The organism is Rahnella sp. RFA10(1/100), from assembly GCF_004195115.1.
In the GTDB taxonomy this organism is placed as follows: Bacteria; Pseudomonadota; Gammaproteobacteria; order Enterobacterales; family Enterobacteriaceae; genus Rahnella; species Rahnella perminowiae.
The window spans coordinates 14051-39749 of record NZ_SEWR01000003.1 but is presented as its reverse complement, the minus strand read 5'-3'; the positions used below and the strand labels follow the sequence as shown (position 1 = coordinate 39749).

General features: G+C 50.0%; 24 protein-coding genes and 1 other RNA gene. 12 read left to right on the top strand and 13 right to left on the bottom strand.

The window, feature by feature from the left end:
- The first annotated feature begins 1 nt into the window (after position 1).
- The 3 genes from ETV65_RS10570 to amtB all read left to right on the top strand — a co-directional run bounded on the left by ETV65_RS10570 (position 2) and on the right by amtB (position 3842).
- On the top strand, positions 2-1786 hold the full coding sequence (locus ETV65_RS10570; RefSeq protein WP_129953311.1) for a SmdB family multidrug efflux ABC transporter permease/ATP-binding protein: 1785 nt from the start codon (positions 2-4) through the stop codon (positions 1784-1786).
- A gap of 342 nt (positions 1787-2128) precedes the next feature.
- A complete protein-coding gene (gene glnK, locus ETV65_RS10565; RefSeq protein WP_009639071.1) occupies positions 2129-2467 on the top strand; it encodes a P-II family nitrogen regulator in 339 nt (112 codons plus the stop codon).
- An 85-nt stretch (positions 2468-2552) separates the two neighbouring features.
- Positions 2553-3842, top strand: a complete 1290-nt coding sequence (gene amtB / locus ETV65_RS10560) for an ammonium transporter AmtB (protein WP_129952827.1) — start codon at positions 2553-2555, stop codon at positions 3840-3842.
- A 151-nt stretch (positions 3843-3993) separates the two neighbouring features.
- On the opposite strand, the gene tesB is transcribed toward amtB, so the two are convergent.
- Positions 3994-4860, bottom strand: coding sequence for an acyl-CoA thioesterase II (gene tesB / locus ETV65_RS10555; RefSeq protein ID WP_129952826.1), 867 nt, complete (start codon positions 4858-4860; stop codon positions 3994-3996).
- Between the two features lie 269 nt (positions 4861-5129).
- On the opposite strand from tesB, the gene ETV65_RS10550 reads away from it, so the two are divergent.
- A complete protein-coding gene (locus ETV65_RS10550; RefSeq protein WP_129952825.1) occupies positions 5130-5711 on the top strand; it encodes a YbaY family lipoprotein in 582 nt (193 codons plus the stop codon).
- A gap of 70 nt (positions 5712-5781) precedes the next feature.
- Here ETV65_RS10550 and ETV65_RS10545 read toward each other — a convergent pair whose 3' ends face one another.
- On the bottom strand, positions 5782-6090 hold the full coding sequence (locus tag ETV65_RS10545) for an MGMT family protein (RefSeq protein WP_129952824.1): 309 nt from the start codon (positions 6088-6090) through the stop codon (positions 5782-5784).
- A 192-nt stretch (positions 6091-6282) separates the two neighbouring features.
- Between ETV65_RS10545 and ffs the strand changes: the two genes are divergently transcribed.
- An RNA gene (gene ffs / locus ETV65_RS10540) (signal recognition particle sRNA small type) lies at positions 6283-6379 on the top strand.
- Positions 6380-6506: 127 nt separating this feature from the next.
- Here ffs and ETV65_RS10535 read toward each other — a convergent pair.
- Complete coding sequence (locus ETV65_RS10535) at positions 6507-7856, bottom strand: NCS2 family permease (protein ID WP_129952823.1); 1350 nt, start codon at positions 7854-7856, stop codon at positions 6507-6509.
- 74 nt (positions 7857-7930) lie between these two features.
- Entirely contained in the window at positions 7931-9718 is a 1788-nt protein-coding gene (locus ETV65_RS10530) for an adenine deaminase C-terminal domain-containing protein (RefSeq protein ID WP_129952822.1), read from the bottom strand.
- Positions 9719-9854: 136 nt separating this feature from the next.
- Between ETV65_RS10530 and ETV65_RS10525 the strand changes: the two genes are divergently transcribed.
- Positions 9855-10814, top strand: a complete 960-nt coding sequence (locus tag ETV65_RS10525) for a LysR family transcriptional regulator (protein WP_240782839.1) — start codon at positions 9855-9857, stop codon at positions 10812-10814.
- 75 nt (positions 10815-10889) lie between these two features.
- Here the strand turns inward: ETV65_RS10525 and ETV65_RS10520 are convergent, their stop codons facing one another.
- From ETV65_RS10520 to ETV65_RS10510, 3 genes are all read right to left on the bottom strand, one after another.
- A complete protein-coding gene (locus tag ETV65_RS10520; RefSeq protein WP_013576617.1) occupies positions 10890-11093 on the bottom strand; it encodes an HHA domain-containing protein in 204 nt (67 codons plus the stop codon).
- Between the two features lie 45 nt (positions 11094-11138).
- Positions 11139-11507, bottom strand: a complete 369-nt coding sequence (tomB, locus tag ETV65_RS10515; RefSeq protein WP_129952820.1) for an Hha toxicity modulator TomB — start codon at positions 11505-11507, stop codon at positions 11139-11141.
- A gap of 232 nt (positions 11508-11739) precedes the next feature.
- A complete protein-coding gene (locus tag ETV65_RS10510; protein WP_129952819.1) occupies positions 11740-12093 on the bottom strand; it encodes a hypothetical protein in 354 nt (117 codons plus the stop codon).
- 380 nt (positions 12094-12473) lie between these two features.
- Between ETV65_RS10510 and ETV65_RS10505 the strand changes: the two genes are divergently transcribed.
- The 3 genes from ETV65_RS10505 to ETV65_RS10495 are packed head-to-tail and all read left to right on the top strand — an operon-like array spanning position 12474 to position 14963.
- Positions 12474-13202 carry an ABC transporter ATP-binding protein gene (locus ETV65_RS10505; protein ID WP_205951586.1) on the top strand — a complete coding sequence of 243 codons (729 nt, stop codon included), beginning with the start codon at positions 12474-12476 and terminating at the stop codon, positions 13200-13202.
- Positions 13199-14056 (top strand): metal ABC transporter permease, encoded by an 858-nt coding sequence (locus tag ETV65_RS10500; protein WP_129952817.1) that lies wholly within the window; start codon positions 13199-13201, stop codon positions 14054-14056. The genes ETV65_RS10505 and ETV65_RS10500 overlap by 4 nt, the downstream gene beginning before the upstream one ends.
- 28 nt (positions 14057-14084) lie before the next feature.
- Positions 14085-14963, top strand: a complete 879-nt coding sequence (locus ETV65_RS10495; RefSeq protein ID WP_129952816.1) for a metal ABC transporter substrate-binding protein — start codon at positions 14085-14087, stop codon at positions 14961-14963.
- Positions 14964-15085: 122 nt separating this feature from the next.
- Here the strand turns inward: ETV65_RS10495 and ykgO are convergent, their stop codons facing one another.
- From ykgO to ETV65_RS10475, 4 genes are all read right to left on the bottom strand, one after another.
- On the bottom strand, positions 15086-15226 hold the full coding sequence (ykgO, locus tag ETV65_RS10490) for a type B 50S ribosomal protein L36 (protein WP_013576611.1): 141 nt from the start codon (positions 15224-15226) through the stop codon (positions 15086-15088).
- A 21-nt stretch (positions 15227-15247) separates the two neighbouring features.
- A complete protein-coding gene (locus ETV65_RS10485) occupies positions 15248-15502 on the bottom strand; it encodes a type B 50S ribosomal protein L31 (RefSeq protein WP_120506405.1) in 255 nt (84 codons plus the stop codon).
- Positions 15503-15621: 119 nt separating this feature from the next.
- Entirely contained in the window at positions 15622-18774 is a 3153-nt protein-coding gene (gene acrB, locus ETV65_RS10480) for a multidrug efflux RND transporter permease subunit AcrB (RefSeq protein ID WP_129952815.1), read from the bottom strand.
- A 16-nt stretch (positions 18775-18790) separates the two neighbouring features.
- Positions 18791-19966, bottom strand: a complete 1176-nt coding sequence (locus ETV65_RS10475) for an efflux RND transporter periplasmic adaptor subunit (protein ID WP_129952814.1) — start codon at positions 19964-19966, stop codon at positions 18791-18793.
- Positions 19967-20107: 141 nt separating this feature from the next.
- On the opposite strand from ETV65_RS10475, the gene acrR reads away from it, so the two are divergent.
- Both acrR and mscK read left to right on the top strand, forming a co-directional pair.
- The gene (gene acrR, locus ETV65_RS10470) at positions 20108-20746 is read left to right on the top strand and encodes a multidrug efflux transporter transcriptional repressor AcrR (RefSeq protein WP_129952813.1); all 639 of its coding nucleotides are present in this window, start codon (positions 20108-20110) and stop codon (positions 20744-20746) included.
- A gap of 252 nt (positions 20747-20998) precedes the next feature.
- The gene (gene mscK / locus ETV65_RS10465) at positions 20999-24313 is read left to right on the top strand and encodes a mechanosensitive channel MscK (protein WP_240782838.1); all 3315 of its coding nucleotides are present in this window, start codon (positions 20999-21001) and stop codon (positions 24311-24313) included.
- Between the two features lie 60 nt (positions 24314-24373).
- Here the strand turns inward: mscK and rsmS are convergent, their stop codons facing one another.
- Complete coding sequence (rsmS, locus tag ETV65_RS10460; RefSeq protein ID WP_129952811.1) at positions 24374-24547, bottom strand: pleiotropic regulatory protein RsmS; 174 nt, start codon at positions 24545-24547, stop codon at positions 24374-24376.
- A gap of 95 nt (positions 24548-24642) precedes the next feature.
- Positions 24643-25179: a primosomal replication protein gene (locus tag ETV65_RS10455; protein WP_129952810.1), complete on the bottom strand. Its 537-nt coding sequence runs from the start codon at positions 25177-25179 to the stop codon at positions 24643-24645.
- A gap of 114 nt (positions 25180-25293) precedes the next feature.
- Here ETV65_RS10455 and ETV65_RS10450 point away from each other — a divergent pair, with 114 nt between their 5' ends.
- Positions 25294-25662: a DUF454 family protein gene (locus tag ETV65_RS10450; RefSeq protein WP_129952809.1), complete on the top strand. Its 369-nt coding sequence runs from the start codon at positions 25294-25296 to the stop codon at positions 25660-25662.
- The last annotated feature ends 37 nt before the right edge of the window (positions 25663-25699 follow it).

The window sequence follows — 25699 nt, the reverse complement described above, 5'->3', positions numbered from 1 at the left end:
AATAATTAAAATTCAGAAGCTTTGGCCAACGCTAAAGCGCCTGTTAAAATACGGAAAACCCTACACTACACCGCTGTCTTATGCGGTGCTGATGCTATGGATTGCCGCTGCAGCGGAAGTGACCGGCCCTATCTTAATCAGCTTCTTTATTGATCATTACGTGGCTAAAGGTGAGATGCCGTGGGGGAAGGTTAGTTTGCTCGCGTTAAGCTTTCTTTTCCTGCAATTCCTGGCGGCAAGCCTGCATTATTTTCAGGCACTGTTGTTCAACCGTGCTGCGGTGGGTGTCGTTCAGCGCCTGCGCACCGAAGTTATGGATGCTGCACTACGGCAGCCGCTGAGTGCATTCGATACTCAACCTGTAGGTCAGCTGATTTCCCGCGTGACAAACGACACGGAAGTTATCCGTGATTTGTATGTGACTGTGGTATCGACAGTCTTGCGCAGTATTGCCCTGATTGGGGCAATGCTGGTGGCGATGTTCAGTCTCGACTGGCGTCTGGCATCGGTGGCGATTTGTATCTTCCCGGCCGTGTTTGTTGTTATGGGGTTGTACCAGATTTACAGTACGCCGGTGGTGCGCAAAGTACGTGCTTACCTGGCGGATATTAATGATGGTTTCAATGAAGTCATCAACGGTATGAATGTCATTCAGCAGTTCCGCCAGCAGAAAAGATTCGGGGAACGGCTTGCCCGCGCCAGTCAGTCGCACTATATGGCCCGTATGCAAACGCTGCGGTTGGAAGGATTCCTGTTGCGTCCTTTGCTCAGTTTATTCTCCTCGTTAATTTTATGTGGTCTGCTCATTCTCTTTGGATTCAGCGCAGAGGGCTCTGTAGGCGTTGGTGTTTTATACGCCTTCATTAATTATCTCGGACGGCTCAACGAGCCTCTGATTGAACTGACCTCACAGCAATCGATTATGCAGCAGGCAGTGGTTGCCGGTGAGCGTATCTTTGATTTGATGGACAGGACGCAGCAGCAGTATGGACCCGATGATAAATTGCTGACCAGCGGTGAGATTGATATCAAAGACGTCAGCTTTGCTTATCTGCCGGATAAATGGGTGCTGGAAAACATTTCTTTGCACGTCCCATCACGCGGATTTGTCGCGTTGGTCGGGCATACCGGCAGCGGTAAAAGCACGCTGGCAAATCTGCTGATGGGCTATTATCCGCTAAACAAAGGTGAGATCCGGGTTGACGGGCGTAACCTCGCCGATTTATCGCACACCAGCCTGCGTAAAGGTATTGCGATGGTGCAACAGGATCCGGTCGTTCTGGCAGAGTCCGTATTTGCCAATGTCACGTTAGGCCGTGATATTGATGAAGCACAGGTTTGGCATGCGCTGGACATTGTCCAGCTCTCACCGCTGGTGCGCGAAATGCCCGAAGGTATCAATACGCGTCTGGGAGAACAGGGCAATAATCTTTCTGTCGGGCAGAAGCAATTACTGGCGATGGCGCGCGTTTTGGTGCAGGCACCGGAAATTCTGATCCTTGACGAGGCAACGGCCAATATTGACTCCGGCACAGAGCAGGCAATTCAGCGCGCATTACGGGCTATCCGTCAGCAGACTACACTTGTGGTTATTGCACACCGGCTTTCAACGATCGTAGATGCCGATAATATTTTGGTATTGCACCGCGGACAAGCCGTTGAGCAGGGTAATCACTTGCAGCTGCTGGCAGAAAAAGGCCGGTATTATCAGATGTATCAGTTGCAACTTGCCGGGCAGCAATTGGCTTCTGCCGGACAGATTACACCTGCAACAGAAAACGCATAATCTTATGCCGGTGCCGTCTCTCCGCGGTACCGGCTATCTTTTTCCCCCGGTTTTCTTTTCCCGTTTTTAGCTTTCCCCGCACTGTATTCATGCAGGCAAAACCTTTTTATCAATCCGGATGCACTAAAAAGCAGCGATGAGCACTTAAATGGTGCGAGCGCTGCTGTGCTGAATAGGATTTGGCAACTGTGCGCAGGGTCACGATTATTCTGAAAATGCCGTATTACGTGGGAATTGCATGAATCTGTGACCAATTTCAACTCTGGCACATCCTTTGCTTTATTCAATCCGTATCGGGCGTGAGTCCTCTCACGGCAGGCCCTTAATTCGAGGAGTGGCACAATGAAGCTGGTTACTGTGGTGATCAAACCTTTTAAGCTGGAAGACGTGCGTGAAGCGCTGTCTGCTGTTGGAATTCAGGGGCTGACCGTAACGGAAGTTAAAGGTTTTGGCCGTCAGAAAGGTCATGCAGAACTTTACCGTGGCGCGGAATACAGCGTGAACTTCCTACCAAAAGTAAAAATCGACATTGCTATCGCTGACGATCAGCTTGATGAAGTGATCGACGTGATCAGCAAAGCGGCCTACACCGGCAAGATCGGTGATGGCAAAATTTTCGTTGCTGAGTTGCAACGTGTTATCCGTATTCGTACCGGTGAAACCGACGAAGCAGCACTGTGATTTCAGGTTCTTTTCTCTCACACCAATCGGTTTGAGATAAATCAGATTAGAAAAAACAGTTTTGAGAAACAGGGGTGGGTTAATAATGAAAAAACTTTTATCCATGATGGGGCTTGGTGCAGTGGCTTTGCTGCCTTCGCTGGCCATGGCGGCAGCACCAGCAGCGGCAAACGGCGCTGATAATGCCTTTATGATGATTTGTACTGCGCTGGTATTGTTCATGACCGTACCTGGCGTAGCGTTGTTCTACGGCGGCTTACTGCGTTCGAAAAACGTTTTGTCCATGCTGACTCAGGTTATTGTCACCTTTGCTCTGGTCTGCGTTCTGTGGATCCTCTACGGCTACAGCCTTGCTTTCAGCGAAGGTAATGCGTTCTTCGGGGGGTTCAGCAACGTCATGATGAAAGGCATTGGACTGGATTCTGTGACGGGCACCTTCTCGCAGATGATTCATGTTGCATTCCAGTGCTCATTTGCCTGTATCACGGTGGCGCTGATCGTGGGCGGTATCGCTGAGCGTGTACGTTTTTCAGCGGTTCTGATTTTCACGGTGATCTGGCTGACTTTCTCTTACATCCCGATGGCTCATATGGTGTGGGCAGGCGGTTTCCTGGCTGCTGATGGTGCGCTGGACTTTGCCGGTGGTACTGTTGTCCACATTAACGCCGCAATTGCAGGCCTGGTGGGAGCGTATCTGCTCGGTAAACGTGCCGGTTTTGGTAAGGAAGCTTTCAAACCACACAACCTGCCAATGGTCTTCACGGGTGCCTCAATCCTCTACGTGGGCTGGTTCGGCTTCAACGCGGGTTCAGCAAGTGCCGCAAGCTCTGTTGCCGCACTGGCTTTCCTGAACACGGTAATTGCTACCGCTGGCGCAATCCTGTCCTGGACGCTGGTTGAGTGGATGGTACGTGGTAAGCCTTCACTGCTGGGCGCAAGCTCTGGTGCTATCGCGGGTCTGGTCGCTATCACGCCGGCATGTGGTACGGTGGGCGTTGGCGGTGCTTTGATCATCGGTCTGGTCGGTGGTATCACTGGCCTGTGGGGTGTGGTTACCCTGAAAAAATGGCTGCGTGTTGATGACACCTGTGACGTATTCGGTGTTCACGGCGTGTGCGGTATCGTAGGTTGCCTGCTGACTGGCGTGTTCACTTCCAGTTCCCTGGGCGGCGTAGGTTATGCAGAAGGTGTGACCATGAGCCATCAGGTGTGGGTGCAGTTCTTCAGCGTATGCGTGACCTTGGTGTGGTCCGGTGTTGTGGCCTTCATCGGTTACAAAGTGGCTGACATGATTGTAGGTCTGCGTGTTCCTGAAGAGCAGGAACGTGAAGGTCTGGATGTTAACAGCCACGGTGAAAATGCTTACAACCAATAAGCCAGTAGTAATCTGATTTCAAAGAAAGTAGTGCGCTAACTCTCTCATTAAGCAGTACAGAACAATAAAATAATGATGATATGCAAAAGGGGCGATAGTGATATCGCCCCTTTTTAATGCGCCATTTTCACAGGACGTTTTTTAATAAAGATTATTCAGGCTTTCTCTGACGAATAACGCCTTCCTGGACCGTAGAGGCGACCAGAACGCCATCGCGGGTATAAAACTGCCCACGCACAAAACCGCGCGCACCGGAAGCAGAAGTACTTTCAACGGCATACAGCAACCAGTCATCCATGCGGAACGGACGGTGGAACCACATCGAATGGTCGATGGTCGCGACCTGCATTCCCGGTTCAAGGAAGCCAATGCCATGAGGTTGCAGCGCCGTAGGCAGGAAATTGAAGTCAGATGCATAGCCCAGCAAATACTGATGAATTCGCAAATCATCTGGCATCTCACCGTTGGCCCGGAACCACACGGCACGGTTAGGTTCTTCGACGCTTCCTTTCAGCGGGTTATGAAACTTCACCGGACGCATTTCAATAGGCTTATGGCCGATAAATTTTTCGCGGAATTTTTCCGGTATCAGATGCGCCAGGTTTTTAGCAATATCGGATTCTGATACCAGCGTTTCCGGTGGTGGTACATCCGGCATGGTGTTCTGATGCTCAAAGCCACTTTCCTGGCTCTGAAACGACGCTGTCATATAGAAAATCGGTTTTCCATGCTGTACGGCTTTTACACGGCGTGCACTGAAGCTGTTGCCATCGCGCAGGATTTCCACGTCATAGATGATGGGCTTACTACTGTCGCCTGGGCGCAAAAAATAGCTGTGGAAAGAATGGATACCCCGCTCCGCCGGGACAGTCTGCTTGGCGGCATACAATGCCTGTCCGACCACCTGACCGCCAAAGACCTGACGTAAACCTAAATCTTCACTTTGGCCACGGAACAACCCTTCTTCAATTTTTTCCAGATCGAGCAGATCCAGCAGATTTTTTAATGCCTGACTCATAGTGGCCTCATGAAAGTAACCAGAGAAATCGACCTCAGTTGTTAGGGGTAATGCAGGCAGGAATCTTCTGAAATACGCCTTCACCGACAGGTCTAACCTGTTAATCATAGTGGATCTTCCGTTTTGCCAGAAGATCTGTTTGGCCGTTAACAGGAAAACCTCAGATTCTTGTGCCATGATTAATAGGTAAGCTGGTTAAAGTCACTACATTCATCGTCGGCGCTTATTACGGCTTGTCGACAAGCGACTATAAAAAGGGAGTACGATCAATGAAACTTTGGCAGATAGTAGGTGGAACCGCGCTGTCTCTGACTCTTGCCGGATGTGCACAGCATCATGAGGCACCAGCGCAGCAACCTCCTGTGAATACGGCGGCCAGTCCGGTCACTCAACCTGCGATCACCGGCCCGAATGTATCGGGTAGTGTGTTCATCAATCAGCGTGTTGCTTTGCCACCGGATGCTGTCCTGACGGTGACATTGTCTGATGCTTCGGTGGCGGATGCGCCATCCCGGGTGATTTCGCAAAAAGTAGCAAGAACGCAAGGGAAACAGGCTCCGTTTACCTTCATCCTGCCATATAACCCGCAGGAAATTGCTCCTGACGCCCGTATTCTTCTGAGTGCAGCGGTAACCATCAATGGTCAGATGACCTTCATCACTGATTCCATTAAAGAAGTGATTAACCATGGTCAGGGTACACGTGCTGATCTGCAACTTGTCCCTGTTGTCGCCGTACCTGTCGCGACTAAACCGAGCACTTTGGGGCCAATGAGCAACCCGTCAAATCCGGGGCTGGGCACATCACCCGCACCGGTAAGTTCGGCACCCGCGCAACCCATGACTTATTGATTCATGACTTGTGATGGCTAAGCACCGCTCCGGCGGTGCTTATCTGTAAGATGGTTTAGTGAACGCAACATCACCATTTCCAGCCATATTTCTCTAAATCCACTTTGCCTTGCTTAAAGGTAATGCCTTCTGCCAGCAGTGCCTGACGTTGACGCTTAAAGTCTTCGCCCTGCAGGGATATTTCGCCGTGCCGGTTAATCACCCGATGCCAGGGAAGGGTGCTGCCTTCCGGCAGCTTCTTGAGTACGCCGCCGACCTGCCGCGCTGCACGCGGTGAACCGGCCAGTTGTGCGACGTTACCGTAAGTTGTAACTTGCCCGACCGGAATGGCGGCGATAATCTGAAATACGCGCTGGCGAAAGTTATCGGGTTCCGACATGACATCCTCCTCGGTGATTTGCGCCAGTATGACGCAAAAATTAAGGCATTGTTGGCTCTGATTTAGGCATATCGTTTAAGAAAACAACGGTTGTCGGCGGTTAACTTGCTTTTGCTTCGGGCATCGCAGATAATGCCCGTCGCTTCAATTCTCTTAGCAGAGAAATGAAGCCGACAACGTCAATGGGGGCCCTGTTGGTTCTCCCGCAACGCTAACTTGTCAACTTGGTCAGGTCCGGAAGGAAGCAGCCATGGCAGGTGTCGTGTGTGCCGGGATGTAGCTGGCAGGGCCTCCACCATTTCAGGTGTCTACCGATTCTTCTTATCTTCCTCATTTCTTCTTAAACATCTGTAAAGCCAGGCTGCGCCCGTAAAAAAGGGCACGTTTTCACGCACCCTCTGTTTGATTCGTTAGGGTCAGTGATGTACCAGCGTCGCAAAATAATAGACCAGCGGGATCGCCAGAATATAAAGGCTCACCGGTACCTCACGTGCCTTGCCGGCAACGACCTTAATGCTGACGTAAAACAGCAATCCGCCGGCGATACCTGTACCGAAGCTGTTGGAAATCAGCGTAATCATCACCATCATCAGTACTGGCAGCGCGTCGGTAAAATTCGCTAAGTCCACTTTTCGTAAATTACTGAACATGTTCAGGCCAATCAGAATCAGCGCCGGAGCGGTCGCCTCTTTCGGGATCATCAGCGCAATGGGGGTAAATAACAGCATCAGCAGAAACATCATGGCTGCAGCCAGCGCGGTCAGGCCAGTTTTTCCGCCTGCTTCAGCCGCTGCAGAGGACTCGATCAGTGCGGTGGCGGCAGGAATACCGACGATCGGGCCCAGCGCCGCCGCAATGGAATCCACCATGAAAGGCCGGTTGATATGTTTCATATTGCCGCGCTCATCGAGCAACCCGGCTTCACCGCCAACAGCCAGTGTGGTGCCCATTGTCGAGAAGAATTCTGAGGCGAAAAAGATAAACAGGAATGGCAGGAAGGCGATGTTGATGGCACCGGTAAGATCGACTTTGCCCAGCAGCGGAGCCACAGAATGTGGTACAGAGATCCATTGTTCAGGTAAATGTGTTACACCAAACGGTATGCCAGCCACCGTCGCCAGCAAAATGGCCCACAAAATAGCACCGGGTACTTTTCGGGCCTGTAAGCCCACGGCGACCAGCAGACCAAGAAGCGCGATTAAGGCACCCGGCGCGGTAAAATCTCCTAAAGCCAGTGCATGCGTTTTGGCATTTGCCATGACCAGTCCGGCATTGCGGAAGCCGAGCAGGGCGACAAAAATGCCAATAGAAGCGGTCAGTCCAAGTTTGATCGACTGCGGAACAGAACGGGTGACCACTTCACGCAAACCAAACACTGTCATCACGAAAAATAAAACCCCCGACCAGCATGCAATACCCAGTGCGACGGGCCAGGTAATGCCGTCGCCCGCCAGCGTAATACCCACCAGTACCGAGCCGCCAATGCCAGGCCCGACCATAAAAGGCAGGTTGGCGTAAAAGGCCATCAGCAGAGAACCCAGCACAAACACCAGGATCACACCGGTGGTGGCTGCACCTTTATCCATACCGCTGACCGCCAGTAAGCCTGGGATCACCACCAGTAAATACGCTGCCGCCAGGAAACCGGTGATACCTGCCAGACATTCCGTTTTAATTTTGGTCCCGCGCTGACGCAGATGGAAACGGCGTTGTAACCAGCTTTCGTCAGCTGAGACGGTAACATTTTTCACAGAACTTTCGGACATGCTTAAATACCCCTGAAAACAATCATTTATATTATTGTGTTTGCTGTCTTTTTGACGTGTAGTGGTTTTCTGCTTCAGATTTCTTCTGGCCAGATTTCCAGAACCGGATCGACGATTTCACGTAATCCGCCATCTGTAAGTCCTAAATCGGTCAGATGCGGGCCGGCATTACAGGCGAGACATGTCCCTTCGATGGCTTTGAAAACGCGATAAGGGGGTTCCCAGTCGGCGACCTGTGCGCTGAGGTCGCGCAGGTTTTTAAACTGCTTCGCTAATTCTGGAGCCGGTAAATCAGACAGCATGCCGCCAATCGGCATATCGATGCTTGCCAGTAATTTCCCATGCTGACTGAGGGCCATACCGCCTCCGCTGGCAATCAGTTGATTGGCTGCTACCACCATATCAGCAGGATCCCGGCCGATAACCACCAGATTATGGGAGTCATGCGAGTAAGAAGTTGCAATGGCGCCGCGCAAAGCTCCCCAGCCTTCGAGTAATGCCATTTTCGGTGTGGCCTCGTGGCGGCCATGCCGGTGCTGTACCCAAATCAGGCTGAAATCGTCGGGTATCTGCACGACACCGTTCCTCACATTCACGGTCACTTCACTCCATTGTGTAAAGCGCGCGCCTTTAATATTGCGCAGACGCGCTTTACCGTTGTTCAGACCCGGAATTTTCAGTTGGAAATCATCGGCGCTTAAGGCACTTAGCCGCATAGTATTGCGCGGAGGTGTCACGTCGCGGGCTGCCGAAGGGGTAGATAACAGTTTGCCTTGTCTGGCAACGCAGCTACCCGCAACGTACACCGCGCACGGATGCAGAGTATCCAGCGAATCAAACGCGATAATATCTGCCGTACGCCCTGCGGCAATAAGGCCTAAATCTGTACGTTGCATGCGGATCGCTGCATTGAGTGTTGCCATCCTCAGTACATCTTCCGCACGTAACCCGTGTGAAATCAGAAGCCTGATTAAGGCAATCAGCCCGCCTTTTTCCAGCAAGTGATCGGGTGGAACATCATCAGTACACAGTGTTATCTGCGATGAAAGGTGGGGAAGTGCCAGCAAAGCTGCGGCGATATCGGGCAGAAGATAAGGATGTGAGCCGCGAATTTGCAGCGTCAGGCCAGCACGCAGCTTTTCCAGCGCATCTTCAGCTGAAGTCAGTTCATGATCGGATGTCACACCCGCAGCCAGATACGCCTGTAATTGTTCGTCTTTAAGGCCGCGGGCGTGTCCTTCAATGAGTTTCCCACTGTTTAATCCCGCCTCAAGAATTTCCAGCATTCGCTCGCTGCCATTGAGCACGCCATACATATCCATCACTTCGGCCACACCGGCAATTTCCGGCCAGCTAAGCATTGTCTGCATTTCCTGGCCTCTGAAATCTGCGCCGGACATCTCTAAGCCCGGCGTTGACGGCACGCTGGAGGGCGCAGCACATATCACACGTAATGGCAGATTACGGCTGGACCGGACGGCGTACTGTACACCGGCAACACCCAGCACATTCGCCAGTTCATGCGGATCCCAAAACACTGTTGTTGTGCCCTGAGCAACGACGATTTCTGCATACTTTTCCGGTGGTAAATGAGAGCTTTCGATGTGAACATGCGTATCGATAAGGCCGGGGGAGAGATAATTTCCTGATAAATCATCGACATTTTCAGTCTGCGAGAATTTCCCCCGCGGATGGACGCTGGAAATCATATTTCCGGTGATACCGACATCGGCTTCGCGGATCTCTCCTGTGACCATGTCGATGACTTGGGCGTTAATCAGCAGGCGGTCAAAAGGGATCTTCCCCAGTGCAGCGTTTATTGCCCTCTGTCGCAGAGGGCGGGAGGCGATGCTGTCGGTCATATCAGTTTCCGGATTTAAACAAGATGAAGTTAATGTAGGGAGCGGCAGGGGCTTTGCACAGATGAATTATTTTATCCGTTTATAAGATGCGGTTATGCTGAGCAAACGTTTCCTATTTTTAGCGGAAGAGTTGCTCATTATGTCTGAACCCTGGCGCCGGTTGCCGGCCCTTTCCCTCAAGCAAATTCAATACTTTGTGACGCTGGCGCAACTGCGCAGTTTCACCGATACGGCAAATCGTCTGGCGATAAGTCAGCCCGCACTGAGCAGCGCGCTTCGTCAAATTGAATCCGTATTAGGCGGGAAATTACTTAACCGGACGGCACAAGGTGTGAGTCTGACAGAGCAGGGGGAAGCCGTTTTGCCTTATGCAGAACGCTTATTGAATACTGCACTTAGCGTTTTCGACGATATGCAGCAAATTATGCTTCAGGGCGGGGATGGCACATTACGCATAGGATTGGTGCCTTCGGTCAGCACGTTATTATTTCCGGTCGTTCCGCAATTACTGGCAGAATATTTCCCTGATATGCGTGTTGAATTCCATGACCTCACAAACGACGCACTATTGCTGGAACTGGAGAACGGCTCGGTGGATTTTGGTATCGGTGCAACCGACAGTACCGTGCCGGAATCCCTGGTAGTCTACCCATTGCTGGAAGATCCTTTTGTGGCCGTTATCAGACGAGATGATCCGCTTTCTCAAGGCCACAATATTCCCTGGCGGCAACTGCTGAAAAGAGATATTGCTTTGTTTTCAAAGGGGAATGTCAGCAGGCTGGTGACATCACTGAGTGAGAGCCATCGTCTGAATTTACGGGTCAGTTATCGCGTGGATTTTCAGGAGACATTATATGGGCTGGTTCGTTCGCGTCTGGCATTAGCAATATTACCAGAGTTATATACTGCAACACTCAACGATAATGAATTAACGGTGATTCACTTGCAGCAACCCACATTAAGCAGAACGGTGGCAATGATGCGTAAACCTGCACCATTACGTTCACCCAAAACAGAAGAATGTTTTCAGTTTCTATTACGGACATTTCATCGTCAGATCAACGAGAAAGCGGAACACCTTAACCCGCAGATATAGTTAAAGAATATTAACGTTATTTTGGTTAAATATTAAGCGGCCAGGCCGAAAGATATTACGGCCTGGCGTTATAGATCAGCGTACAAATTTCCAGACTGATACCGGAATTTTATCGTACAGTTTGTTCATCGTTAGCTCCGCTAAACGATGGTCAGCTGCCGAGTAAAACAATTCCAGTTCGTCGTCGGAAAGTTCATACTTATTTTTCTCAATAACACGTTCGAGTGTATCGATTGTGGTGCATTTTCTTAAACGCATCAAATAGTCGATTTTGTTCATCTTAGCCTTTTGATTTTTATCTGATGACTGCATATAAATTATTACTCAAGTCTTCATTAGGGTACAGATGTAGTCCCCTGAGAACATTCTGAATAAGCGCTTCTTGGTCTTTTGCCATTGACGCAAATCAGAATCGTTAATTCCATAATTGCTGAACAGGGTGTAGGTATCATCCAGATACTCTTCAACCAGATCACTTAAATGGTTATCAGCCGGATACTTAATTTTAAAACTCATCACAAAGGATGCAATGTGCTCAATCAGTTCATTGAGCTGTAGGTTAACGGCCGAAGTCGGATCATTAACCCAGCCATGATGGCTGTCACCCAGTGTTGCAATCCCTTCATCGTACAGCATTTCATTCAGGTAGCGTAACTGAGCGATATCGTGCCGCTTAGGCGAGTACTCATCCATATCATCCCCTCCGTAATGGTTTATTCGGTGTTGATAACACTCTGTGAGTAAACAACAAAACTTAATGGCTTACAGGAAAACGGCTCTCACTAAAAACGCTATGAACTGGCTTAAACATCAAAGACAATCACAATGAGCTGTCTTCGGGATGAGGTTTAAAGGATTTTATTATATAGCCGGTATTTTAAATATAATTCATTTTTAGAAAGCTGTGCAAACGTATTACTCAAACTTACAATTCTTCGGAAGCGGAGCCTTTGAAACAATCAATAATATCAAACTCCAGTCCGTCAGGTTTAACCTGGAATGCGACGCTTTGCTTCGTTAACTCATCAGCATTAATGTCCAGACAAGCATTGAAAATCGTCCATTTGAACTGGTAAGTCATTGAATAATAGTTTTTGCCAATTTCCATTATTGACACAATCTGCAAAGAATTTGTTTCATAGCGTGCATTTTCTGAAAAGTAAGTTAAATCTCCAATTAGAGGCTCTTGAATTTCAGATAAAGCAGGCTCAATAATCTGCTGTAACTCGTCAACCGTCAGAACGTTCCCCTTAATAAGGTAAGGGATTAGTATCTTCAAGGCGTTTACCTCTTAACTGTATTCCTTTTCATTATCGCATACTTTCCTCAGGATGTGTTTTGAGGGAAGAAAAAAAATTCTAAAGAAAAATTCCATAACCTGCTGATTATAAAGTGGATTGCAACTCGCTCATCATTTTTTACTTTTTTTTTACACTCGGGGGCCTCGTCCTTCGAAGATCTCCGGTTGCATCTGTACCCGTAAAAAACTGAAACAGTTGCTGTATTGATACCGAAGCTCTATTGTGATGTTATATTATAACTTTTCGGAGGGCGCATGACAAAAACACTGTTTACACTTTCTTCGCCGGTACGCTGCATTGTTGTACTGGCTGTGCTCGCTGTTTTATGGGCAGCTATCTACTGGGCAATTTCATTACCATGATTTTTGTTAACAATGTCGAAGTGGGGTATGACCGTCTGGCAGTAGCCATGCCGCTAAACGGACAGTTCTGTTCTGGCTCCCTGACGGCAGTTATCGGTGCCAACGGTGCAGGAAAATCCACCTTTCTCAAAACACTGGCCGGTTTGCAGCAGGCTGTTGCAGGGAATATTACTTTTACTGGCGGGAAACGTCCCCGGCTGGCGTATTTACCGCAGCAGGCTGAGTTGGATCGCGGTTTCCCTATCAGTGTATTTGACCTGGTTGCAATGGGATGTTGGCCGCAAAGCGGGCTATTCGGTGGCATAAACCGACAGTCAGCGACAGCCGTCGATAATGCACTGCATACGGTGGGCATGAAGGAAATGTCGCACCTGCCTGTAGGATTGCTTTCCGGCGGGCAATTACAACGTACGTTGTTTGCCCGCTTACTGGTTCAACAGGCACCTCTCATTATGCTCGATGAACCGTTCACGGGTATCGACACTCAAACCACTGATTTACTGCTAAAAGTTATCGCGCAATGGCATCGGGAAGGCAAAACTGTCATTGCGGTTTTGCATGATATTTCGATGGTTGCCCGGCACTTTCCACATGTGCTTTATCTCAGTGCGCAGCAGAATTTATGGGGAAGCACGCCGGATGTCCTCGGGCATTTCCCTCATCAGGCACATGCCTGCATTTCGACAGAACCTTTCTCCCTGACGACGGGAGTCGCGAATTCATGATGCTTTTTCATTTGCTTGCTGACCCTTTTATTGAATTCGGCTTTATGCGCCGGGCTTTAATTGCTTGTATCGCATTATCAATCAGCGCCACGCCATTGGGTGTTTTCCTGTTATTACGCCGGATGAGTCTGGTGGGAGATGCACTGTCGCATGCTGTCTTGCCTGGCGCGGCGATTGGCTATCTGCTCTCGGGAATGTCGCTGGTTGCTATGGGGATTGGCGGTTTTATCGCAGGTCTTGCTGTTGCGATGTTGTCCGGACTGGTGAGCCGCCGTACGCAATTAAAAGAAGACGCCAGTTTCGCTGGCTTCTATCTTGGCTCTCTGGCGCTTGGGGTCACGCTGGTTTCCCTGCGCGGCTCGAGCGTTGACCTTTTACATGTGCTGTTCGGCTCAATTCTTGCCATCGATTCCTCCGCCATGATCATGGTCGGCATTATCACCAGCCTCTCTTTAGTTGTACTGGCATGCATCTACCGCGCACTGGTCATTGAGTCATTTGATTCGCTGTTTTTGCGCGTCAGTGCCGGGAAATGGCTGGCAGCAATCCACGGCATTTTCCTGGCGCTGGTGGTACTCAATCTGGTGGCGGGTTTCCAGATCCTCGGCACTCTGATGTCTGTGGGGCTGATGATGTTACCTGCTGCCAGTGCCCGTTTCTGGGCCCGTGACCTTCCTCATACCTTACTGAGTGCGATGATCATTGGTGTGATTGCCAGCATCGTAGGCCTTATCTGGTCTTATTATGCCTCGCTGCCCGCCGGGCCCGCGATTGTCCTGAGTGCAACGGTTATCTTCTTTATTTCGGTTTTATTTGGAAAGCGGGGCGGGATGTTAACAGCTTCGCGAAATTAAGCAGCAGTACCACAATTAAGGGGACATGATGAAAGTATTACCTGTATCACTCGCAGTAGCTGCCCTGCTGTCGAGCCCGCTGGCAATGGCGAAAACCATCTATGCGGTAGCCAGTTTTTCAATTCTTGGGAATATCGTGCAGGAAGTCGGAGGTGATCATGTGAAAGTCACGACGTTAGTCGGGCCGGACGGTGATCCGCACAGCTTTGAACCTTCACCCAAAGACAGCAAAGCGATCAATGCGTCTGATGTCGTGTTTGTCAGCGGCCTGGGGCTGGAAGGGTGGATCGATCGCCTGGTGACGGCGTCGGGTTATAAGGGACATCTGGTGACAGCATCGAAAGGCGTAAATTCCCGTAAAATGGAAGAAGACGGTAAGCAGATCACCGATCCACACGCCTGGAACAGTATGGCAAATGGCGTGATTTATGCCACTAACGTGATGAATGCGCTGATCAAAGCGGATCCGGAAGATGCGGATTATTTCCGTCAGCGCGGCGCTGCCTATATTGAACAATTGCAAAAGCTGGATGCGTGGGCAAAAACTGAATTTGCCGGTATTCCGCAGTCAAAACGTAAAGTGCTGACCAGCCATGATGCCTTCGGATATTTTGGTCAGGAATATCATGTCAGCTTTATGGCGCCTGTTGGATTTTCTACTGAAGCTGAAGCCAGTGCCAGCGGAGTGGCTTCTCTGATTAAGCAGATTAAAGCGGAGAAAGTGAAAACTTACTTCATCGAAAATCAGACCGACCCGCGACTGGTTAAGCAGATCGCTGCAGCCAGCGGGGCTGTACCCGGCGGTGAGTTGTACCCTGAAGCATTGTCCGGTCCGCAGGGACCCGCGACAACGTACGTGAAGGCATTTAAGCATAATGTTGAAACGATTGTGGCCAGCATGAAATAAGATCTTTCCTCCTCACCGCAATACGGTGGGGAGGTTTACATCATGTCTTAGCATAAGAAAAGCCCCGCCGGGCAAGCGGCGGGGCTTTTTTATTGAGCAACCATGGGCATGAAGAGGCGTTGTTAACGTTTTTTCTTCTTACCCTGTACAGCTTTAAAACGTGGATTGCTTTTGCAAATCACATAAACCCTGCCTTTACGGCGAACAACGCGACAATCCGGATGACGATTTTTTGCTGAACGTAATGAACTCAGAACCTGCATAACGATTTCCCTGATGTAATTTTATTTTTTACCGAGGAAGCTACCGAAACGTTGGTTGAACCGCGCGGTGCTGCCTTCCTTGGAATACTCTTTCTGCTTACCGGTGTAGTAAGGGTGAGAGGCTGAAGACACTTCAATCGTGATATACGGGTAGGTTGCCCCTTCCAGTTCAATGGTGCGGTCCGTTGATATGGTAGAGCCGACTTTGAAGTATTCGTCAGCACTGGTGTCGTGAAAAACCACGGTGCGATATGCAGGATGTATAGTGGGTTTCATGATGCCTCTTTATGTAATGTTATACTATAACATAAATTATGCACTCATCAGGTTTAAGGTTCAAGTCTTAGGGGCGAAAAAAAGGCCGCATAAGCGGCCTTTTCAGAGTAGATATCCGGTTATAGCGTCGGATGCTCTACTTTGTGGGTATGTTCGGTATTCTCATTCTTCTTACCAAAGCGGCGGCGAACCACCACGAAGAAGACCGGAACAAAGAAGATCGCCAGCAGGGTGGCTGTGATCATCCCGCCCATAACGCCGGTACCTACAGCATTCTGAGAACCGGAACCTGCACCAGAGCTGATAACCAGCGGCATAACACCGAGGATGAACGCCAGGGAAGTCATCAGAATCGGACGCAAACGCATACGAACCGCTTCAAGTGTTGATTCGATAAGGCCCTTGCCTTCTTTATCCATCAGATCTTTGGCGAACTCAACAATCAATATGGCGTTCTTCGCGGACAGCCCGATGGTAGTCAGCAGGCCCACCTGGAAGTATACGTCGTTGCTCAAACCACGCATTGTCGCTGCCAGAAGTGCACCCACAACACCGAGCGGAACCACCAGCATGACCGAGAACGGTATTGACCAGCTTTCGTACAATGCTGCCAGACACAAGAATACGACGATCAGAGAGATAGCATACAAGGCCGGAGCCTGGTTACCTGACAGACGTTCCTGATAAGACAGACCGGTCCAGTCATAGCCGATACCGTTTGGCAATTTAGAAGCCAGAGACTCCATCATTGCCATGGCAGCACCCGAACTTTTGCCCGGCGCTGGCTGGCCCAGAATTTCCATTGATGGCAAACCGTTATAACGTTCCAGACGCGGTGAGCCGTATTCCCATTTCGCACTTGAGAAAGCGGAGAACGGTACCATCTGTCCAGCGCTGCCACGGACATACAGATTGTTAATGTCCGACGGCAACATACGGTATTTATTTTCAGCTTGCACATACACTTTCTTCACACGACCACGGTCGATGAAGTCGTTGACGTAGCTACCACCAATCGATGCACCCAATGTGGTGTTGATGTCGGAGATAGAAACGCCAAGTGCCGTTGCTTTTTCCTGATCAATTTCGATTTTGAACTGTGGCGTATCTTCCAGACCATTTGGACGAACCTGAGTCAGCAAGTCAGGGTGTTGAGCAACCATGCCCAACAACTGGTTACGTGCCTGCGTCAGTTTGTCATGCCCAAGGTTAGCCTGGTCAATCAGCTGGAAGTCGAAGCCTGTCGCCGTACCTAACTCAACAATAGCCGGTAAGTTGAACGGGAACACCAGTGCATCTTTAATGGTGCTGAATGCGCCCATTGCACGGCCTGCAATGGCAGGAACTTTGTTTTCAGCGCCGCTACGTTCTGACCAGTCTTTCAGACTGACAAACGCGATACCGGTGTTCTGTCCACGACCTGCAAAACCGAAGCCGTTAACCGTAAACACGGAATTCACGTTAGCTTTTTCTTTCGTCAGGTAGTAGTTGCTGACTTCATCGAGCACTTTCTGTGTACGTTCCTGGGTTGCACCTGCTGGCAACTGCGCCATGGTCAGGAATACACCCTGATCTTCTTCCGGCAGGAAGGAGGTTGGCAGGCGGATAAACAGGAATGCCATGCCGACAACGATCAGCAGATAAATCACCAGATAACGACCGGTGCTGCGCAGAATGTTACCCACGCTGTCGGTGTAGTGGTGCGTACTTTGCTCGAATTTTTTGTTGAACCAGCCGAAGAAACCTTTCTTCTCGTGATGCTCACCTTTAGCGACCGGTTTGAGCATGGTCGCACAAAGCGCAGGCGTCAGGATCATCGCCACCAGAACCGACAGCACCATGGCAGAAACGATGGTGATGGAGAACTGGCGATAAATAACACCGGTTGAACCGCCGAAGAAGGCCATCGGGATGAATACGGCAGACAGCACCATCGCGATCCCGACCAACGCTCCCTGGATCTGTTCCATGGATTTTTTGGTGGCTTCTTTTGGTGGCAAACCTTCTTCGACCATGACACGTTCGACGTTTTCGACCACGACGATGGCGTCATCGACGAGCAAGCCTATCGCGAGCACCATCCCGAACATCGTCAGGGTGTTTATCGAGTAACCGAACGCTGCCAGAATGGCAAAGGTACCCAGCAAGACCACCGGGACCGCGATCGTTGGGATCAGGGTTGCACGGAAGTTTTGCAGGAACAGGAACATCACCAGGAATACCAGGACGATGGCCTCGAACAGCGTTTTACCCACTTCTTTAATCGAGATTTTAACGAACGGCGTGGTGTCGTACGGATAAACAACTTGCAAGCCAGACGGGAAGAATGGCTCCAGTTTAGCCAGCGTAGCTTTCACAGACGCTGCAGTATCCAGGGCGTTAGCACCGGTCGCCAGTTTAATCCCCAGACCTGAAGCCGGCTGTCCGTTGAAGCGGGCAATAACGTCGTAGTTTTCACCACCGAGTTCAATTTTTGCCACATCTTTCAGGCGAACCTGAGAACCGTCCTGATTCACTTTCAGGATAATTTTGCCGAATTCATCCGGTGATTTCAGACGTGTCTGAGCCACGATAGAAGAGTTCAGCTGCTGTCCCGGAACCGGTGGCGTACCGCCTAACTGACCGGCAGCAATCTGGTTGTTCTGGACTTTAATGGCATTGATGACATCAACCGGCGTCAGCTGGAAGTTGTTCAGCTTGTTCGGATCCATCCAGATACGCATTGCGTACTGAGCACCGAACAGCTGAACGTCACCCACACCGGCGGTACGGCTGATAGGGTCCTTGACGTTGGAACCGACGTAGTCGGCAATATCATCCTGAGTCATTGAACCATTGTTAGAAATAAAGCCAGCAACCATCAGGAAGCTACTGCTCGATTTCTCAACGGAGATACCCTGTTGCTGAACTTCCTGCGGCAGCAACGGCGTTGCGAGCTGCAGTTTGTTCTGCACCTGTACCTGTGCGATATCCGCATCAGTACCGGAAGCAAAAGTCAGGGTAATCTGAACAGTACCGGACGAGTCACTCGTCGACGACATGTACATCATGTTGTCGATACCGTTCATGTTCTGTTCAATAACCTGAGTGACGGTATCCTGTACCGTCTGCGCATCCGCGCCCGGGTAAGTTGCGGTCAACTGGATAGCCGGTGGCGCAACGGTTGGATACTGTGCAATTGGCAATTTAAGAATTGCCAATCCCCCGGCCAACATGATGATGATCGCAATCACCCATGCAAAGATGGGACGATCTATAAAAAACTTAGCCATGAATTACCGGCTCCTATTAAGACTTCGTCGCTGTAGCGGGCGCTGCTGCGTTTTGATCGACTTCCTGTGCAGTAACCTGTACGCCTGGCTTAATTTTTTGCAGACCTGTCACGATAACTTTATCGCCACTTTTCAGGCCCTCTGTCACAACCCATTTGTCGCCAATCGCCTGTGTCGTCGTCACAGTTCGAAGTTCAACTTTATTGTCCGCACCGATAACCATCGCTGTTGCATCACCGCGTGGGTTACGGGTGATACCTTGCTGCGGTACCAGCAGGGCGTTGTTGTTAACACCTTCATCAAGACGCGCGCGTACAAACATACCCGGCAGCAGGGCATCATTTGGATTCGGGAAGATGGCGCGTAAAGTAATGGAACCGGTAGTTTCATCAACCGTCACATCAGAGAATTCTAATGTACCCGGCTGTGAATATTCTTTACCGTTATCCATCAGCAGCTTGACTTGCGCTTTACCGTCTGTCTGTTTCAGTGAACCGTCAGCCAGTTCCTGTTTCAGGCGCAGGAAATCATTACTGGACTGCGTCACGTCAACATAAATAGGATCGAGCTGTTGCACGGTCGCCAGCGCATTGGTCTGGCCGTTAGACACCAGCGCACCTTCTGTCACAGACGATTTACCGATGCGTCCGCTGATCGGGGAGGTGACTTTGGTGTAAGCCAGATTGATGCGTGCAGACTCAACGGCTGCTTTCGCACTGACTACCGCCGCATCAGCCTGTGCCGCCGTAGCGACAGCCGTATCGTAATCTTGCTTACTGATATAGCTGGTGCCGAGCAGAGGCTTGTAACGGGTAACGGTAAGACGGGAAATTTGTGCGTTTGCCTGAGCTTTTACCAGATCGCCTTTAGCGCTGTCATACGCGGCCTGATAAGTGGCAGGATCAATTTGATATAATGAAGTACCGGCTTTAATGTCGCTGCCTTCAACAAAGTTGCGTTTGAGAATGATACCGCTAACCTGTGGGCGTACTTCAGCAATGCGAAAAGCAGCAGTACGACCTGGAAGTTCGGTAGTCACATTAAGCGGTTCAGTTTTCAGGGTAACGACGCCAACCTGCGGAGCCTGTGGCGCACCTTGTTGAGCTTCTTTATCGTTACATCCTGTAAGTGCTAAGCTTCCGGATAGCATCAGAACTACCGCCAGAGGCGTTAACCCTCTGTTTTTGTTCATAAATAAACCTCAAGTGTCCGATTTCAAATTGTCCAATGGATCACAACATTCTAAATCCATTGCTGCGCTTTTAGTATGTGCGTGCTATGTTACATACATTCAAGAATGTATGTAAATCAAACTCCCCTGAAAGATAAACCTATGGCACGAAAAACCAAATCACAGGCGCTGGAAACCAGACAACACATTCTGGATGCTGCTGTGCGCGAATTTTCTGCCCGTGGGGTATCGTCGACATCACTGACTGATATTGCTAATGCAGCCGGTGTGACGCGGGGCGCAATTTATTGGCATTTCAGGAACAAAGTGGAACTGTTTAACGCGATCTGGGAAGCTTATGAATCCCGGATAAAAGTGCTCGAAGTAGAGTATCAGACAAAGTTTCCGAATAATCCACTGCGTATTTTGCGCGAAATCCTTATTTACATACTGGTCGCCACCGTCACGGATAGCCAGCGTAAGGCATTGATGGAGATTATATTCCATAAATGTGAATTTGTTGGGGAGATGACTTCAGTCCATGAAGCCCGTAAAGCGCTCTATATGGAAGGGTACGGTAAAATCGAACGTATTCTCCTGCGCTGTATAGACGAAAAGCAACTACCCGCTAATCTTGATACCCGCCAGGCTGCCATTATTTTACGTGCCTATCTGACCGGCTTAATGGAAAACTGGTTATTTATCCCTGAAAGCTTTGATTTAGAAGGTAATGCCGGGAAATTTGTGGATACCTATATTGATATGTTGCGACACTCGTCCTTTCTCGCCGTAGTAAAGTAACGCTCTGATACTTTCTCCTGTATTAATAAGCCTGCAAATTTTTTCTCCTGTTGATGATTAAATAACCACCCTGATGTTGTATTCAGATACGCTTTTCTCCTTCCTTTCATTGTTAACACTGTTATTGTCGTTACCATATTATTCATTTGGTAAATGAGTTGGCACAGACGTATGTGTATCCGGTTTTTGACCGCTTTTTCTGATGTAATTTCTCCCCGCAAAAAAAAGGGGATGACAGGGTTTTTTACGGGGATGATTTGCATTGCCCTGTTTCTTTTCTCCCTTCCCGGTCACGCGGCCAGTAATGATATTCCCAGCCGGAATGAAGTTCAGAACCAGCTTGATGCATTAAATCGCCAAAAAAACCTGACGCCGGTCGATAAACTTTCGCAACAGGATCTGATCCACACGCTGGAATATCTTGATGCGCTTGACCGGGTGAAGCAGGAAGTTAATCAGCTGCAAAAACAGGTCGCTGAAGCTCCGCAAAAATTGCGTAGCGCGATGGATGGCCTGGATCAAATCAAAAACAACCCGAAAGATGATGCGAATAAAGCGCAGCTTTCTGCGCTGTCGCTGCGTCAGTTGGAAAATCGTCTTAACGATACGCTCGATGATCTTCAGTCCTCTCAGGAAGATTTATCGACGTTTAATACCCAACTGATTTCCCTGCAAACCCAGCCGGAACGTGTACAAAACGCGATGTACACCTATTCACTGGCCATCCAGAAAATTCGTAATCAGCTCAACGGGATGTCGCCCGGTCAGCAGGATCTCCGGACTACTCAGCAAAATATGCTGGTGACGCAACAGGCGTTGCTGACTGCGCAGATTGATCTGCAACGCAAGAGCCTTGAAGCCAACACGACGTTGCAGGATCTCCTGCAAAAACAACGCGATTACACCAATGCACACATCAGTCAGTTGGAACATACCGCACAATTGTTGCAGGAAGTGGTCAACGGAAAACGGCTGATTTTGTCTGAACGTACGGCAAAAGAAGCCCAGAGTCCGGATGACACCTCTAACATCCAAAATGATCCGCTGGTCGCGCAGGAACTGGGGATTAACCGTCAGCTCAGTGAACGCCTGATTGCCGCAACGGAAGAGGGCAATCAGTTGGTGCAAAAAAACATCACGGTGAAAAACTGGCTCGACCGTTCGGCTCAGGCTGAGCATGACCTCAAAGAGCAAATCACTGTGCTGAAGGGCAGTTTATTACTGTCGCGCATTTTGTATCAGCAACAGCAAAATACCATTCCGCCTTCCGGCCTGATAACCGACATGAGCACACATATTGCCGATCTGCGTCTTGAACAATTCAAGATCAATCAGCAGCGTGATGCCTTATTCCAGGGCGACAGTTATATTCAGGGCGTTGTCAGCAGCAGTAAAGAAACCATTAATGGCGATATCAGCGATGCGCTGGATCAGATTGTCGACATGCGACGGGAGTTGCTTGATCAACTGAATAAACAACTCGGTAATCAGCTTTCGCTGGCCATCAGCTTACAGATTAACCAGCAACAATTACTGAGCATCAATCAGTCGCTGACCGAAACGCTGACCCAGCAAATTTTTTGGGTGAGCAGCAACAAACCGATGAACTGGGAGTTCATCAAGTCTCTGCCCGATGAAGTGAAAAATCAGCTGAGCGGCCTGCATGTCAGTATTCCGCCGGGCGAACTGATGCTGGGTGCACTGCATTCTCTGCCGGTGACCATCCCGCTGTTAACTGTCATTTTGTTGCTGTTATGGCGCCGGAAATATATCAATCAGCGGATTGAAATGCTGGGTAAAGATGTCGGACAGCTCAAGCGGGACAGCCAGTTGCATACACCGCAGGCGCTGGCATTGATGGCACTGAATGTGTTGCCGGGCGTCCTGCTTATACTCGGCATCGGCTACTGGCTTTCAGTGTGTGATATCGATCCGAGTGATTTCTTATGGACACTGGCGCAACGGCTGGCGGTTTTCCTGCTGGTGATGGGCTTTTGTTATCGCATTCTCAAACCTGGCAGCATAAATGAACGGCACTTTACTATGCCGGCAACCACCTGTGCTCACTATCGTCGTTCTGTCATTCGTCTGAGTCTGATGATGTTGCCCGTGATTTTCTGGTCGGTACGCGGTGAGAAAGCGCCGCTCGGGCTGGTGGATGACATCATCGGTCAGGTCGTGATTTTCCTGACAATGCTTGCTCTGGCCGTTCTGGTCTTCCCGATTGCGCGTGATGGCTGGCGTGAAAAAGATTCACACAGTATTCGTCTGGTGGTGGTGACGGCCATTGCGCTGGCACCGCTTTTCTTTGTCGGATTGATGGTCACCGGTTATTTTTACACCACGCTGCGTCTGGCTGGCCGCTGGATTGACAGCCTTTATCTGCTGATTTTCTGGAACATTACCTATCTCACGGCATTGCGTGGATTAAGCGTGGCCGCACGGCGCCTGGCTTATCGCCGAGCGCTGGCGCGACGCCAGACCATAGCGGCGAAAGATGGCGCGGAAGGCAGCGAGCCGGTCGAAGAGTCGCAGATCGGGTTAGATCAGATCAACCAACAGTCATTGCGCCTGACCACGATGGGTCTGTTCTTTATTTTCGCGACCATATTCTACTGGATCTGGTCGGATTTACTGACGGTCATTTCGTATCTGGACAGCATTACCTTATGGCATTACTCCAGCACGGTAGCGGGTGCGGTCATTCAGCAAACGGTGACGCTGGGTAATTTACTGCTCGGTTTTCTGGCGGTGATTGTGGCCTATGTGTTAACACGAAACTTACCGGGGCTGCTTGAAGTCGTCGTGCTATCACGGCTGCAATTGCGGCAGGGGACGTCCTATGCCATCACGACTATCCTGACCTATTCGATTACGGTGATTGGCGCAGTCACGGCACTCGGATCGCTCGGCGTCTCGTGGGATAAATTGCAATGGCTGGTGGCAGCGCTGTCGGTCGGGCTCGGCTTTGGTTTGCAGGAGATCTTCGCGAACTTTGTTTCAGGTCTGATCATACTTTTCGAACGTCCGGTACGTATTGGCGATACCGTCACCATCGGGACATTCTCGGGCACCGTCAGCCGCATCCGTATCCGTGCGACCACGATGATCGATTTTGACCGCAAAGAAGTGATCATCCCGAATAAAGCCTTTGTGACTGAGCGGCTGATTAACTGGTCGCTGAGCGATACCGTCACCCGGGTGTTAGTCAAAATTGGCGTGGCGTATGGTTCTGATCTCGACAAAGTGAAGGAAATTTTATTGCAGGCGGCACATGAAAACTCTCGTGTGATGAGTGACCCCGCGCCCTTGGTGTTCTTCCTCAATTTCGGAGCCAGTACGCTTGATCATGAGCTACGGGTGTATGTGCGTGAGCTGGGGGATCGCAGTTATACCGTGGATGAACTCAACCGCAGCATTGATAAGCTGTGCCGCGAGAACAACATTAATATCGCGTTCAATCAGCTGGAAGTGTATCTGCATAATCAGGACGGTAGCGAAGTTCAGGAAGTGAAAAGGGTGCTGAGACAGCCCGGCGATCAGCAGGACCATTTCTCACCGGTCTGAGGCGTAGCGTGCCAGTCAGGGGAAAGCGACGGGTTCCCCTGAAACAGGCAGCCGGCTGGCTTAAAGGTAGCTGATCGACAGCGTACTTTTACTGTTCTTTAACTTTTCCTGATAATCGCGATGTACAATTTCCAGCGCCGCAAGAGCGGTTTCAGGGGCAATCTCATTGCACTCAAGCAGGTAAATCAAATCGACAGCAAGCTGAAGTTCGGGGGGCGCATTTTCTACGGACATATAGGCCAACGTTATGATTAGCAGGTTTTGGACTTACTATTATAGATAAGAAAAGGCTTAGCCTGAATGCCGGATTAAAAAAATGTGATAAAGATTCAAAAACCTTTTTCCTGCCGCTCGATTTGTCTCTCAATTTTGGCCAGTGCCTGCCGACAACGCATTAAACGTCCTTCGAGTGCTGCCAGCTCCTTCTGCACCCGCTGCTGATCGCTGAATGTAGCCAGCTGGCCCAGCGTCGTCTCCCGGTCTTCAATCATCGCGATCAGACGCCGCTCGAACTGCTGAGTTTCCGCCAGTTTGGTATAATTATCATGGCTTTTGCGTTCGGGTGCCTGGTGTGTTTTACGCAAAGACTGGGTCGCCAGTTCGCGCTGCATGGCGGTAATTTGTGCCACCAGCCGTTCAGCAATAAATGCCACCTGTGCGGAACGTTTCTCGAGTACTTCCTGATTAAGTTGCTGCAAATTGGTTTTAATTTCTGCCAGGTAGTCGCGCAACCGGGTACCTTTGGTTGAGAAAAGTGCGACATCAAACCGCGCCTGCGAGGCGGAAACATGGCCGATCGGTTCAATTTCCCTGGCCAGTGTTTCGATCTGCTGATCGAGGACATGTAAAATTCGTTCTGTGCTCACGATAATCTCCCTTAAACTCTGGCGTAGCTTACCGGTATGGCAGCTTCTGCGCACTTGTTTACACTGAGAATCCGCAAACCGGCTACGCAGTCTGTTTGAAACCGAAGGAAATGCATGAAACGCGTACTACTGATTATCCTAGGCTGGTTGTGTGTGGTGCTGGCGACGCTCGGGGTGGTGCTACCGCTGTTGCCGACGACCCCCTTTTTACTGCTGGCCGTCTGGTGCTTTGCCCGCTCATCACCACGCTTTCATCAGTGGTTATTGTACCGCTCATGGTTTGGCAGCTATCTGCGCCACTGGCAGACACATCGCGCATTACCGAAAGGTGTAAAACCGAAAGCGATCGTACTGATTGTGGTGAGTCTCTCGGTTTCGATCTATTTTGTGCCGTTATTGTGGGTGCGTATTTTATTGGTTTGCATGATGTTTGCGTTACTGATCATGATGTGGCGATTACCAGTGGTTGACCTTGAGCAATAAAACAGGCGATCATGTCCGGCTGCGGGTTGCTTTTTAA